This is a genomic window from Pantoea ananatis LMG 2665 (genome assembly GCF_000710035.2).
In the GTDB taxonomy this organism is placed as follows: Bacteria; Pseudomonadota; Gammaproteobacteria; order Enterobacterales; family Enterobacteriaceae; genus Pantoea; species Pantoea ananatis.
In genome coordinates, this window is sequence record NZ_JMJJ01000004.1 from 1,153,237 (window position 1) to 1,168,171 (window position 14,935).

Sequence of the window (14,935 nt, forward strand, 5' to 3'; positions counted from 1 at the left end):
TTTATCATGGACTGGAAAATCTTTTTACTGCGCGTGTCGGCTGCGCTAATTCTTGGCGCGCTGATTGGCTGCGAACGCCAGCTGCGCCAACGTATGACCGGCTTGCGTACGAATGCGCTGGTGAGCACCGGCGCCTGCTTGTTCGTTCTTATGACTCAATCTGTGCCGGGCATTGCCAGCGACGCGACGCGCGTTGCCGCCTATGTGGTTTCTGGTATTGGTTTTCTCGGCGGCGGGGTGATTATGCGCGACGGATTAAACGTTCGTGGCCTGAACACTGCCGCCACCTTGTGGTGTACCGCGGCCGTTGGGGTGCTGTGCAGCATGGGATTATTGCTTGAAGCCGCGATTGGCTGCATGGTGATTCTGTGCGCCAATATCCTGCTGCGCGAGCTGGCGCTGGGCATTAATCGTCAGTCCATCGTCTCCGCCGACGAAGCGGTGCAACATTATAAAGTGCAAATTGTCTGTCTGGCTCAGGATGAAGTTCAGGTACGCAGCCTGATGCTGCACAGCCTGGGCAACAGCGGCTTGCGCCTGCAGTCGCTCCATAGCGAAGATATGGATCCGCCACATCGTATGGAAGTGAATGCTGAAGTGATGGGACAGCCCAGCATGACCGGACAGCTGGAAAGTTTGGTGAGCCGCATCAGCCTGGAGAAAGGTGTCAGTTCCGTGCGCTGGCAGGTGTGCGGGTTGGATCCGAGTGAAAACGGATAGAACAAAAAACAGGCGTCGCTACGTGAATTCTGAGGAACGGGCAGGGGAAGTTATGGGTCAGAATTGGCGTAGCGTTGTTATCCTGCTTTTAAAATACTTAGCTAAAAACATCCAAAATTTAATTTTTATGTAAAATAAAATGCTGAGGAAAACGCCTTTAAGTATATCTTATTTTGGCATGAGATATCTGAACATAAAATAAAGAGTTAACACCCTCGGGGGGGATGTTAATCTCGCTAATGTTTTTCTTTCTTAATACATTAAAGAGATGTGTTTGTGTTACTAGATGTATATTTTTATATTTTAATGTTGGATGTTGTGTCAATAAATTTCCGTCATTGGGGTGTAATTGCGCAATTCAATTCAGGAGGCTAATGGATTTCCGTATTTAAACAGAGTGTAAACAAAGGGTAGGAAAAAAAATTATCTAATAAGAAATTCATTATGATTTTATTTATTTTGAACATGCTCAAATTAACCATGTTTTAGTTTAACATTTACCAGTCAAGTTTTTGAGCGTTTTAAATTTACGACTCATGAGCGGTTTATATTTTTAATAAATTATAGGTTTTATGTTAAAAAAAGGAAGTTTTTCCGCCACGGCTTCATCATTATAAAGGATACGGAATGTCGCACTTTATACATTCATTCATTTTCTGTTCTACATTCGCATTGAGTACTCTGGCTACCAAAGCCTATTCCTCTGATCATATCAGCGCCTCAGCGTGGAGAGAGACAAAGGAAACTGCCTATCCAACGCTCTGTGATAAACATCAGATTGAATTATTCTCATGCCCTGATAAATCACGGCACACTATTGCATTGTGCATGACTAGAAAAGATGAATTGATAAGCTTTGTCTACCGGCAGCATCGAATAAAGAAAAGCATTCAGCTGAACAGCATCCAACGGGCTATGGATAGCCCGTCAAATGGACCATCTACCATATTGCAAGCTGAAACAGGAAAAGGCTTATTTCGATTTTATCTTGATGAAAATTCTTCAGATTCAGATGAAAATTATCCAGGAGTGGTGACTCTGAACGGAAAGGTCGCTTTCGCATGCATCCACGACCAGAGAACATATCGAACCCCTACATATATTATTAAATCGAAACAAGGTGAAGATGATCTGGTAAATCTCTGGCATATTAAATTCAATGCTTTTTTTGAAAAAGAACAAAAAGATAATCCAGAATTACATGAAGATAAAATGTATGATCTATGGGGATCATGGCCGGAGTAATCATTTAATTTGTAAGCGAGTGCATTTTAAATTAAGAGTGAATTAAAGATTACTTAAACCGATTATGCCGTTAAGTCAATGATGAGGAAAAAATGGGGTTTTGTAAGGAAAAAAAAGAAAGTAATTATAAATTCAGAAAAAAAGTAAAGCCAACTATGTTTACATTGGTTTTACTCCTGTCACTTCCTGGTGCTTATATATATTTTGACTTCACAAAATACAGCGCTCTTGGCCATTTAAACTCAACAATAGAATTCATTATTATTATTTTATATGTACTGATTTTCTTTTTTAGCTTAATAAAAAGGAAGTGGCATTATTTATTTGTTCTTGTGTTGTCAGTTACCATGGTCGTTATTTATCCTTATTCAGGTTTGAAAGATTTAATTATTCATAAAGGATTTTATACACTTAGAGGTCAGTTTTATAAAAACTTATCACACTGTGCTCTGGAACATTATGGTAAAAATCAGGAGCAAACACTCGCCTATTGTTTTAGAACATACCCTGAAATAGAGGGGGGGAATTATGATGTTTTTTATGATACTGGTGGAGAATTGATGTTACCGGAAGATAGTCGTTCTTGCTCGTGGTATAAAGCCTGGTACTCAATTGCCAGAGAAAAGAATGACAGCATACTCTACGGTGTTGCTAAAGAAATAAGTATGCCTTCAATACTCTTTAAAACATCTGATGTTGGTCATTCTTTTTACGCTGTTGAATATGATTTGTTTGATAAAAATTTCAATTATTACCCCAGCTATCACTGCGCCATAAAATAAAAAATTAACAGCAATCTTAAGGAAAAATAATGGAAAAACTAGGTGCCACATCAATTTTTACAGTGTCAGGCTTCGATGCTAACAATGTAGGACATCCAGTTGTAGACGCACATTACATAGTTGATATGACCTGCTCCCCGTTGATTAATACACCGTGATGTTAGTAATGTCTTCATAAGCCACATGAGGACATCCCCATGAAGAAGCGATTTTCCGACGAACAGATCATCAGTATTCTCCGCGAGGCAGAAGCCGGGGTTTCGGCCCGGGAACTCTGTCGCAAGCATGCCATTTCAGATGCCACCTTTTACTCCTGGCGCAAGAAGTTCGGCGGCATGGAAGTTCCCGAAGTGAAGCGGCTCAAGTCGCTTGAAGAGGAGAACGCCCGCCTCAAGAAGCTCCTTGCCGAAGCCATGCTGGATAAGGAGGCACTTCAGGTGGCTCTGGGGCGAAAGTACTGACGACAGACCAGAAGCGGGAAGCCGTGGAGGTCATGTGTGAGGCAATGGGTCTGTCGCAACGCCGTGCCTGCAGTCTGGCTGGTCTGTCACTTTCAACCTGCCGTTATTCGGCCCAGCGTCCTGCTGCTGACGCGCAACTGTCTCTACGGATCACAGAGCTGGCACTTGAACGCCGGCGATTTGGTTACCGGCGGATCTGGCAGTTATTGCGCCGGGAGGGCCTTCACGTCAACCATAAGCGGGTTTACCGCATCTATCACCTTAACGGTCTGTGTGTAAAACGCAGGCGCCGCCGTAAGGGTCTGGCGACTGAACGGCTTCCGCTTCTCCGCCCGGATGCGCCGAACATGACATGGTCAATGGATTTTGTCATGGATGCACTTGCCAGCGGCCGCCGGATTAAGTGCCTGACCTGCGTAGATGATTTCACGAAAGAGTGTCTGACGATCACAGCCGCTTTCGGGATTTCAGGTGTTCAGGTCACGGCGGATTCTGGACAGCATTGCGCTGTTTCGTGGATATCCTGCGACAATAAGAACCGATCATGGTCCGGAATTTACCTGCCGCGCGCTGGATCAATGGGCCTTTGAACATAGTGTTGAGCTGCGCTTAATCCAGCCAGGCAAGCCAACTCAAAACGGATTTATTGAGAGTTTTAACGGTCGCTTTCGGGATGAATGCCTGAATGAGCACTGGTTCAGCGATGTTCTTCATGCCCGGAAAATCATTAATGACTGGCGGCAGGACTATAACGAGTCCAGACCTCATTCATCGCTGAATTATCAGACGCCATCTGAATTTGCAGCAGGCTGGCGAAACGGGAAACATGAAGAAAAACCCACCGACATTACTAACTGAAGGTTGTATCTAATACTGGGGGCTGGTCAGAGGCTGCAATTCAATTTTTGAAAAAAAGTTTTGATAATTACAGTCAGGGACGACCACCCACTACTACATCAGTCCACGGAGACCTGGATAGCAATAAACATCATCACGAAGCTTTTCAGATACTGATACTGAGACATCTGGAGACTGGAATGATCATGCGTGACTATTACGCACTTTGTAGTCTGGCCACGCATCTTGACTGACAACGAGGCCAGGATGTCTTTTCACTCTGGTTAAGCTAAGTTAAATTACCAGATTAACTGGCGCCTGTTGGTTCTGCAAAAATATCCTCTTAACCGTCTGATGAGGGATAAGTCACCGTCTCTTATTCTTTGCGAGGCTAAACATTACTGCAACTGTCCGGGCGACAGCATTACAAAACCGAAAATAACTGTTGCGTAAAAGCCTTTCCGTGGCGGCAGTGTCAGTGATTCGCGCAGATCATTGCCCGAGAAGGTCCCTTGCCCGAGCTGCATCCATGCTGAACCGCACGCCGAGCTGGCGTGTCACGTCCAGCGCAAACACCCGCGTATACCATTCGGTCGACTTCGCGTCCTTGTGGCCCATCAGGGTCTGAATGACCTTCTGGGGTACCTGGTGCTGAACCAGGTGCATCGCAAACGAATCCCGGAACGTTTTGGGCGTGACCGGCCGGATGGAGAACGTGACGCCGTCACGCTTTGCGGCTTCAACTGCCTGACTTATCCAGCTGCGGGCGGTGTCTTCGCTCCGGATATCCCAGAGCCGTGCGCCCGGGGCGGGCTGTGCGATCGCAAACCATTCCCTGAGCCGCTGGACGAAGGCCGGATCGGTGAGCGGCACGGCGCGCGGCGGGTTATCGCGTATCTCTGCCTGCGCCTCCTGCTCAGCCTGCTGTTCTTCTTTTGTCGGGCGCCCGCGGCGACGGGACCGGCTGCCGGCAGATTCCTCCAGCCTGCGCTGCTTGAGCGTGCGCAGCACCACAAACGGCGAGACGAGCGGAGCCGCGCTCAGCGGATCGTCCAGCACAAAATCCCCCTTGGTCAGCGGCAGTATTTCATTGAGCCGGCCGCCGGTGTTCAACAGCGTATCGATAAACAGGCGTTTGCGGAGATCGGTCACCTTTGACAGCAGCACGGCCACCTCGGGGGCGAGCAGGTAGCGTGGCATGTCGGTGCCGTAGGCGGCGGCCAGGTTTCGCAGCGCGACCGCACTTTCATAGTCAAAATAGCGTGCAGCGCCGGAAGTGTTCACATTGTGACCACTGGCGTCGCTGTGTGAAATCTGCGTCATTTCGCGGGGCAAAGTACCCAAACTTTTAATCTCCGTTATCAGCCGGTGTGGAACGTATTTTCGCGCATCTGTAAAGGGTTTTCGATGAGAATAAATCGATCCGCAACGGATCCTTTCTGGATCGGTTTCCCGGCTTTTCTCCCGTATATGGAGAATAACCTGGTCAGACGGAAATAAAAAGCAGGCTCCCGGCGCAGTTTCACGCACTCTCAGTGATGCTAACCCTCTGGTGATAATGAAGAAAATGAAAAAGCCGGGCAGGGCGAAGGCGTCCAGGTACTCTGGTATGAATACCTGGTCAGGAACGGAGTTGTGGAATAATGTCAGTATTATAGTGGTCATCAAAACGGTCGTGTTCGTTCCGCATCAATACGCCAAGTGAGCTGCTCCCTATGACCTGATAGCTGGAAAGTATATTGAGGAGCATCAGCTGTGTGAAAGGTGACAGTTCATTACACTTAAAGGATGAAGGACTGGGTCCGAGCGAGAATGAACAGGATAAAAAACAGACGTAGTTTCATTAATTCTGGCAAAAAAGCAGGAGAGTTATGCGTCAGATTTTGCACAGCATAGTGGTTATCATCTTAATGACATAGCCTGACCACTGAATAAATTTTCACATCGTTCATGTCAGACACTACAGTCATTGCCTAAATTAATACCCCATAAGAAATGATAGTTGTGTCAGATTAATCACATGTCATTTACAGATCACTTCATTTTTAGCCTGTTTATTTTTCTTTAAGGTTTATAAGAAACTTAATTTAAAAATTAAATTAGAATTTTCATCTGCCACTACTTAAAAAATCACCCCCCCTACTTTTAAGTTATTTATAAAAAGTACTAGCTGTAAAAAAGAAAAAACCTTTGCTTAAACTATTTTTGTGTCTATGTGTAAGATAATTTTATTTTGTTTATCATTATATGTGTAAATATTTATGCTTCTAGCACTATACTTATGATTAAATGAAGTTTAAACAATGCATAAATAAATTAAAAACAAGTGGCGAAAAATCTCCATTGCACTTAAGGTGTTTTAAATTGTCAGGCGGTGTGAAGAAATAAAAATTAATTTTAGCTTCAGGATGATTAATAACCACCCATAAATATAAATAGTCTAGAAATGACAAGATGATATAATAACCCATGAATGGGTGAAGTTATTTTTCCATGTTGACAATATATGATATTGGCGAGAATTTTTTATATTTCTACTGTAAGCTTAATATTATAAGGGACTTACTTAAGATATTTATTTCTTTAAAATAATTCTATCTGTTAGCTTCCCAATCTCTTTGTGCTCTTTTTTCTAATTTAAACCTTCAGAAAAAACCTGGGATTTCAAAAGGAACTAAAATGTTCAATTTCTTTAGTATTCTCTTAATTAATTGTATTTTAATTTCAAATCTGGCAATCATAAAAGTATATGCTTCTGATAATATTGATGTAAAGGCATGGGTGCAAACCCCAGAAACATCCTATCCAACAATATGCAATAAAGAACAAATAGAGATTTTCTCATGCCCGAGCAAATCGAAAGAAACTATAGCTATTTGCATGAATAGTGCAAATAAACAAATGTTTTTTGCATACCAAGAAAATTTAAATATTAAAAACCTGAAACTAGATAAAATAAAACAAATTGTTAATATCCCAAAAAGCGGTGCATCAACAATATTGCAGGCTGAAACAAAAAAAGGTTTATTTCGTCTATATTTCGATGAAAATATTAATGACAATCCAAGCGCAGTCACTATGAACGGAAAGGTAAGTTTTGAATGTGTTCACAATCAGGAAGCATATAGAACTCCCACTAATATTGTTAAATCGGCACAAGGGAAAGATGAAATAGTAAATATCTGGCAGCTTAAGTTAGCCCCATTACTTAAAGAACAACAAAAAAATAACAGTATAATTTATAATGAAAAAATCGGTGACTTGTGGGACTCCTGGCCAAAATAAATTATCATTACTTTAATATAAGGAAACGATCATGTCTGCAAGTGAATTTATTGATAAACAAACTCTCATTGACCAACTCAAACAATATCGAACGACGGCTTTTGCTACAGAAGATGGTTCGAGACCATCAGTCTTAAACGAGTTTAACTGGGCAGGTGGATATAGTTCTTATTCTTTCGGATTGTATCAATTTGATGTTAGAAACAATGATCTTGCAGAGGACGCGCTAAGGTCCATGGGCTTTACTGACACTCAAATTGACCAACTATCCCAAAGAGGTACTCTTGGTAATGACGTTAAAACAGCATTAAGCGAACAGCTACAAGCTGCTCTGGCAACTACTGCTGGTAAGCAGATCATGGATAATTTGCTTAACAATTATGAAGCGCAATTAGTTCACACAACTACCAATCTCCTTGATATTACTAATGACGATATTTATTCGCAAATAGCTTCAGAACCTGAATCTATACAGCGTATTTACGACATCGCAAATCAGTTTGGTACCAGCCTATTACGCCAATTCGGAGGTTTCTTATCGGGACAATCAATCGTAACTAACGGTATTTCACTTACATGGAGTGATTCTTTAACTGCTTCTGAGAACATGGAAAACTGGTTTTCAGCGGCAGATCCGGGCGATGCAACGCGCAGTGATGCCTTCAATAATACCGTGTCCAAAGAATCTCTCCCTGAAACCATTATAAATATTACAAAAGGTGATGGAGATGATGCAACAATAGCGGCATTTAGTGAATTAAAAAACGTTCAGCTTAATGTTGACAGTGGTATAACTGTTAACATTACTGGAGAAACTGGTAACGATACATTTAATCTCGGAAATGGCAGTAGTGTAAATACCTCAATGACATCCGAAAAAAGCAATACATACTCTTATTCTACTTCGGATGGAAATACAAGCTTTGCAACTTTGGTTGGTAATAATTCGGCAGCTACTATCTCATCCTCATCTGGAAGGCTTGATATTACAGCTAATAACTCTGTTATTAATCTAGAATCTGATGCTGAAGTCAACATTATAGGTAACGGCAATGTAATAACAGGTGGTTCATCAGATAACGTTTCAGTCTTTGGAAATAACAACAGTGCTTTCATGGGCGATGACTCCACAGGAACAATTGTCGGAACGGGGAACAGTATAACAGGGACTGATACTAATAAATTTAATATTTACGGTGATGCTAATAATACCAATCAGATCACAGAAACAAAAATAAACAACTTCGACGGCACATCGGAAACGACCGTCTATAACGAATCCACTGGTAACTGGAGCACCGTGACCAGTAAATATAGTGGTGAAAACGAAACGGGCACTCTCCTTAGTACATTGACAAATAATCTGGATGGCACATCTACAGAAACAAATTACAGTGGTAATACCACCACAACGAATAGTTATTTGGGTCTTAACGCACAAGGAAATTTAACCGAATCGCTGGTTAATAACCCGGACGGTACTTCGGAGGATACTGTTATTGACAGAACCGAAGGGAACTGGACTATGGTGATGAACCAGTATAGTGGTCTGAATGACACAGGACACCTAACGTCGTCTCTTGTTAATAATGTAGATGGTACCTCCAGTAATACACTCTATGGTTCACCTGGAGGCAATGTTGTTTCAATGACAGAAACTTTCTCCCAGGCCTTTGGAACTGGAGAATTAACTAAAACAGAATTCAATTATTCAGATGGTACTTCCGAACAAGTTAATTATGATAAAGAATTTGATTTAAGCTGGACTTCTGAGACAGACAGGTTCGCTAGCTGGAATGCGGCCGGTGCATTGAATTTAACGCTACTTGATACAGCACCCACAGGCCTGGGCAGCTCCTCTTATACTCCCAGTGGAGATAGTTGGGGGGCAGCAGGAGCCCAGCTTAATTTTGACACCGCAAATCTTACTGTTCCTAGCTTTGTTTCAGTGCCTTCTTTTTCAGATACCTTACTCAATGGCGCAGCAACATCAGACTCCTTCACTAACTTTACTGCTGACTCACTTCAAACTGAAAGCCTGGCCGTTGGAAACTGGATTTCTGACGCTTCGCAATATTCCTTCGATGCGCAAATACCAGATGTGGTAACAAGTGATCTTTATGGCGGTCTGGCGGGTGACCCAGGCGATGATGGCGACGATGACGGGAGCGCGGATGGTTCAGGAGACGGTTCAGGAGACGATGGTAATGGCGATACCTCAGCTGGAGACAGTGGAGATAACGGCGATACAGGAGATAATGGAGATTCAGGTAGCGATAATTACAACCACAGCAGTGGTGGTGACGATGGCGACGGTGGTAGTAGCGACGGCGGTAGTGACGGCGGTGGTGATGGTGGTGACGGCGGTGGTGGTGGTGGTGGCGATCCATTAGTCATGAGTCTTGACGGGCATCCGATACAGCTTATCCCGCTAAACCTGTCGCATGCAGTCGTAAACATTGCTGGTCAGTCGTCAACTTCGGGCTGGATCGGCTCGGACACCGGCGTTCTCGCAATCGTGACGTCGGCTGGAACACAAATAATTAATCCTTCCCTGGTTAACGGTGCCGGGGATGCAATGGCAGTATTGGCCAGCTATGACCTTAACAAAGACGGCGTGATTGATGCCTCTGATGTGGTCTTTAACCAGTTGCGCGTGCTTGCTGATCCGACAGGTAACGGCAGTGCTCAGGCACAGGCTTACACACTTTCACAGCTTGGAATTCAGTCTATTCGTCTGCAAAACGAAACACTGTCAGTCAATGCGCAAGGCAATCAGGTATCTGGTGTCGCGACGGTGATATTCAGCAATGGCAGTATCGAACCGATTGAAAACGTAAACTTCGCTCAGGGTAGCAGTAACGCTACGCCAGGATGGAACGGTACCGTCAATCCCGTCTGGCAACAGATTCTGAACATGATCGATGGGGCGTTTAACAGCTCTGCATATAGCGTGATTGATAACGGAAGCTTGCCAGACGGCGCTAATGCGTCAAGCACTCCCAGTCAGATTCAGCAGGTTGCCAGTAATGATAACACGGCAATTATGTCGCGAATTTCCGCCGACTCAAGGCATAATGGTATCGTTTTGAATGACAATACTAAAGTAAATATCAATGGTACCAATAATTCAGTAACTGTCCATAACAGCGACAGCGGTACAATTAATGGTGGAAATTTTGCATTAGCTTTCGAAGGTAATGGCTCTGCAATTACCACCAATGGCAACACTGAAGTTGTCACGATAGGGGGATCCGGGAACAGTATTACTGCTAATGGTGATAAAAATATTATTGTTATTAACGGAGCAAATAACAGTGCCACTACCAGTAACAGTACATTACTGACAGCAAACAGTACTCAGGCTGTGGTCAACGGGCTGTCAAATATTGTTGGCCTTGGAAACAATGATAATGTCACAACGAACGGCAACAGTTTCACTTCTGCTATACAGGGTAATTCATCAACGCTTACAGCAAATGGTAACAACAATCAGATTCTGATTACCGGAAATAACGATACCGTATGGGCGAACGGCAGTGGTGACGTGGTCGTTATGGATGGTCAGGCTGACACGGCTAATGTTGGTGGTGGCAGCGTATTTTTTGCAAATGACAGTCAGGGTACAGTCAAAGGCAGTGTGGGTGTTGTCCGTGCAGGCAGTAATGAAAACCTGCAGGTAAACGGAAGCGGCTTTTCGATCACCACAAACGGGACTGCCTCCCAAATTATTGCTAATGGTGATGGAAACAACATCATCACCAAAGGCAGTAAAAACACCCTTGTCATGAATGGCGGAAGAGCTGTGATGACAACGGAAGGTGATACCAACAGCTTAACCGTTAATGGTGACAACGCGAAATTTTTCGTTGAAGGAAACAGCAACACACTTGCTGCGAACGGAAAGGGAGACACTGTCTATATTAAAGGCCAGGGAGAGGACGTAACGCTGTCCGGCGGTACTGCCATACTCGCAGACAATGATTCACTGATCATCAATGGTGGTAATGATACGGTTGCTATAGGTAATAATGAAACACTCACAGCAAACGGCGGTGAATACAATTTCTATCTGCAGGCAGATAATTCGTCTGTCACGAGTAACGGCGACAACGAAACAGTATTTGTATCAGGAAATAATGATAACTTTACTGCAAATGGACAACACAGCAATGTGGAAATATCCGGACAGAATGACAGCCTGGCTACAGGCGGTGCACAAATAGTTTTGTCTGATGCCAGCCAGCTCACTCTCAACGGCAATAATGATGCTGTTCATATTGGTAATGCAGACTTAATCACTGTTAACGGTGGCGGCTCAACATTGCTTGCAGAAGGAAGCGCATCATATATCACTGCCAATGGTGATAAAGAAGTGGCTATCGTTAAAGGTGTAAATAACACCATCACACTGAACGGTGCAAAAGCTGTTGTTACTGTTGTCGGCAACAACAATATGCTGACAGCGAATGGTCCTTCCACCTGGATTCAGATGCAGGGTGAAAACGACGATATTGTGGCAAACGGGCCAGGTGATATTGTCCTGTTACAGGGTGAAAACAGTAAACTGACAATCGGAGACGGTACTGTTGCTGTCTCTGATGATACTCAGGCAACCTTGTCAGGCGTCGATGACAGTGTCACGCTTGGAAACAGAGATAACGACACCATTAATGGCGGTGACTTTGTCATTAACCTCACTGGACAGCAGTCCACTGTTGTCGCTAACGGTGATCGTGAGGTAGTCACCGTTAAAGGCAATCAAAATACGTTTACGACCAATGGCGGACATTCTTTTAATGTTGTTTCAGGAAATAACGACAGCATCACGGCCAATGGTGATATGAATAATATTGATATTCATGGGCAGCAGAACGTTATTTATGCCAATGGTTCGGGGGATGAAATTTCACTGGATGGCAGCCAGGACGACCTCCATACGAGCGGGAATGCTGTATCAGTTAAAAACAATACCCAGGCATGGTTAAATGGCGGGGGAAATAAAGTCGTCCTGAGTGACAATGATAATATATCAATCAATGGCAGCGGTTATTCATTAAATTTCAACGGAGCAGGGAGTAGTGCTTCGCTTCAGGGAGACTGGAGTAACATAACGCTGAATGGCTCAGGCAATACGTTTACGGCTAACGGCAACAGCGACAGTATCCAGATGAACGGAAATGGCAACAATGTCAGCGTTAACGGAACGGGTGGAGAAGTCAGCTTAACGGGAACGGGCCAGACGGTCGTCATGGAAAATGGCAGTGTAATAGCTGCTGCCGATGCGCAACTCATTCTTCAGGGCCATGGCAACATAGTCACCGCGGGCAAAGTTGCTAATGTTGAAGTCGATGGCGGAGATAACTGGGTTAATGCGCAGTCAACAGACACAGTCTTGCTGAAAGGTAGTGAAAATGGTGTCGGCTTTAACGGTAATGGCGGGCAACTTACCGTTGATGGTAATGGTCAGTATGCTCTGATGAACAGCGGTAATGCTGTTTTAGAGGCAGGAGCAAGCCTGAATCTCTCGGGTAACAACAATACTGTTACTGCGGCTTCGAACGGTTCACTGGATATTTCCGGCACGGGTAACGTGTTACAGATGACCAGCTCGTCTCTTACGCTGGACAGTGTTTCGTCAAACAGTAATGTGAACAGTGGTTTCCAGGTTAAAGGATTTGGTTTTACCTCCTCTGCAAATGGTCAGTATGCCAATGCATCTGAATCACTTAAAGCCATGCAACAGACCGGCGCTAACTCAACACAAATTGTGGTGACTCAGTATCTGGATTCTGTGACAAGCGACAGCATTGCAGCCACTGCGGCGACAGAATCCGACGCCAATCTTGAGCTCGCAATCGGACAGGCTCAGGCGGATGGGATGTCGGTGCTTCTGAAGCCGCATATCGATATTGAAGATGGTACCTGGAGGGCATTACTGAAACCTTCCAATGTTGACGATTTTTTTGCCAGTTACAAAACGTTTATTCTGCACTACGCGGCGATTGCACAGGCAACGCACGTGGGTATGTTCAGTGTAGGCACAGAGCTGACATCAATGAGTGGAAGTGCTTATACAAATTACTGGGATGATATTATATCCGCCGTACGGCAGGTTTATACCGGACCCATTACCTATGCTTCCGCATGGAATGAAACCGGTAGTGTCAGCTTCTGGAACAAAGTAGACGTTATTGGGGCGAATGCCTATGAGGCCCCGACCGATATCACCGATCCCACCGTGGCGCAAATGGTTGCCGGCTGGAACAGTGTTTCAGGCGATAGCTCTACAGCATCACTATTCAATAATTTGTCTCCGATTGATTTTTACCATTCGCTGTCGACTGCTTATGGAAAGCCTGTTCTTCTTACTGAAGTCGGTTATCGCAGCGTAAATGGAACAAATACTTTAAACGGTGACTGGAGTGGCTTCCACTGGGTTGATTTCCAGCAACAGACACGTGCTCTTGAAGCCTTTTTTGAGGCATGGAGTGGGCAAGGCAGCTGGATGGAGGGGGCTTATCTGTGGAACTGGGAAGCCAATCCGTCAGGTGTAGCCGCAGATGATTTCAGCGTCCAGGGGAAACCTGCGCAGAATGTTGTCGACCACTGGTACGGTGGAAGCTCAACAGCGACCGCTGCCAGCAGCAATATTCTTAATGGTGACTTCAACTCCGTGCTTATGGGACTGGGTGACACATTAACCGTTAACGGAAACACGGATACAGTTACCATGACGGGCAATGATTTGGTTACGTTAAACGGAACAACTGACAACGTTGATGTGAGTGGCAAAGGTAACGTCCTGCAGGCCGGTACAGCTACCTCTGTTACGCTCAGTAATGATAACTCGGCCCTTATGGTGTCAGGAACAGCAATGGCTGTTAACACCCAGAGCAACAATAACGCCCTGGCTTACACCGGTAACCAGTCGGTTATTAAACTTGAGGGTGACAGCAATACTGTTGTCATCAAAGGAGATTCCAATGCTGTCATGCTTGATGGTAAAAATCAGTTGATATCCGTATCCGGTCAAAACAATAGCATTATCGTAACGGGTGATAATTCAAGTATCGTCACCAGCGGGGTGACGGCTGTTTCACTGGCTGGCAACCAGATACAGACATCCGTTCAGGGGAGCGGGGACACTGTGACAGTAAGCGGTAATGGTGACTCGCTGACAATAACAGGGTCGGCTGATATTGTTTCCATGAACAATACAGGTACGCTGTCACTTAATATTGCAAACGCAACACAGGACGATGCCTTGCAGTTCATGAATGGTATAAGTACCGATCAGCTCTGGTTCAGCCAGAGTGGAAATACCCTGGTGGCATCCGTTATAGGTACGCACCAGGAAATTGATGTTAACAACTGGTTCGAAGGCGGAACAAATCAACTACAAATAAAGTCAGGCGACGGCCATGCACTGGTTAATTCACAGCTTGATAATTTAATTAACGCAATGGCGACGATGACACCACCTGCAATGGGTCAGACGACACTTAGCCAGGATCAGATGACGCAATTAAAACCAAGCTTAGACGCAGCCTGGAATTAACGTTTAGCTGCAGGCTTTTACTCAGGTAGAGGCCTGCCTTTATA

At 44.5% G+C, this 14,935-nt stretch carries 6 protein-coding genes and 1 pseudogene; 6 read left to right on the plus strand and 1 reads right to left on the minus strand.

What is annotated here, in order from left to right:
• The first annotated feature begins 6 nt into the window (after positions 1 to 6).
• The 4 genes and pseudogenes from EL29_RS07225 (at position 7) to EL29_RS07240 (ending at position 4,066) form a co-directional block, all read left to right on the plus strand.
• A complete protein-coding gene (locus tag EL29_RS07225) occupies positions 7 to 720 on the plus strand; it encodes an MgtC/SapB family protein (RefSeq protein ID WP_019105205.1) in 714 nt (237 codons plus the stop codon).
• Positions 721 to 1,347: 627 nt separating this feature from the next.
• Positions 1,348 to 1,965, plus strand: coding sequence for a hypothetical protein (locus tag EL29_RS07230; protein WP_014593729.1), 618 nt, complete (start codon positions 1,348 to 1,350; stop codon positions 1,963 to 1,965).
• A 92-nt stretch (positions 1,966 to 2,057) separates the two neighbouring features.
• Positions 2,058 to 2,747, plus strand: coding sequence for a hypothetical protein (locus EL29_RS07235; RefSeq protein ID WP_028715148.1), 690 nt, complete (start codon positions 2,058 to 2,060; stop codon positions 2,745 to 2,747).
• Positions 2,748 to 2,944: 197 nt separating this feature from the next.
• Positions 2,945 to 4,066, plus strand: a pseudogene (locus tag EL29_RS07240) (IS3 family transposase).
• 471 nt (positions 4,067 to 4,537) lie between these two features.
• On the opposite strand, the gene EL29_RS07245 reads toward EL29_RS07240, so the two are convergent.
• Positions 4,538 to 5,710, minus strand: coding sequence for a tyrosine-type recombinase/integrase (locus EL29_RS07245; protein WP_308701207.1), 1,173 nt, complete (start codon positions 5,708 to 5,710; stop codon positions 4,538 to 4,540).
• Between the two features lie 1,014 nt (positions 5,711 to 6,724).
• Here EL29_RS07245 and EL29_RS07250 point away from each other — a divergent pair.
• Both EL29_RS07250 and EL29_RS07255 read left to right on the plus strand, forming a co-directional pair.
• Positions 6,725 to 7,330 carry a hypothetical protein gene (locus EL29_RS07250; protein WP_014593732.1) on the plus strand — a complete coding sequence of 202 codons (606 nt, stop codon included), beginning with the start codon at positions 6,725 to 6,727 and terminating at the stop codon, positions 7,328 to 7,330.
• Between the two features lie 31 nt (positions 7,331 to 7,361).
• A complete protein-coding gene (locus EL29_RS07255; protein WP_152548263.1) occupies positions 7,362 to 14,891 on the plus strand; it encodes a glycoside hydrolase family 113 in 7,530 nt (2,509 codons plus the stop codon).
• The last annotated feature ends 44 nt before the right edge of the window (positions 14,892 to 14,935 follow it).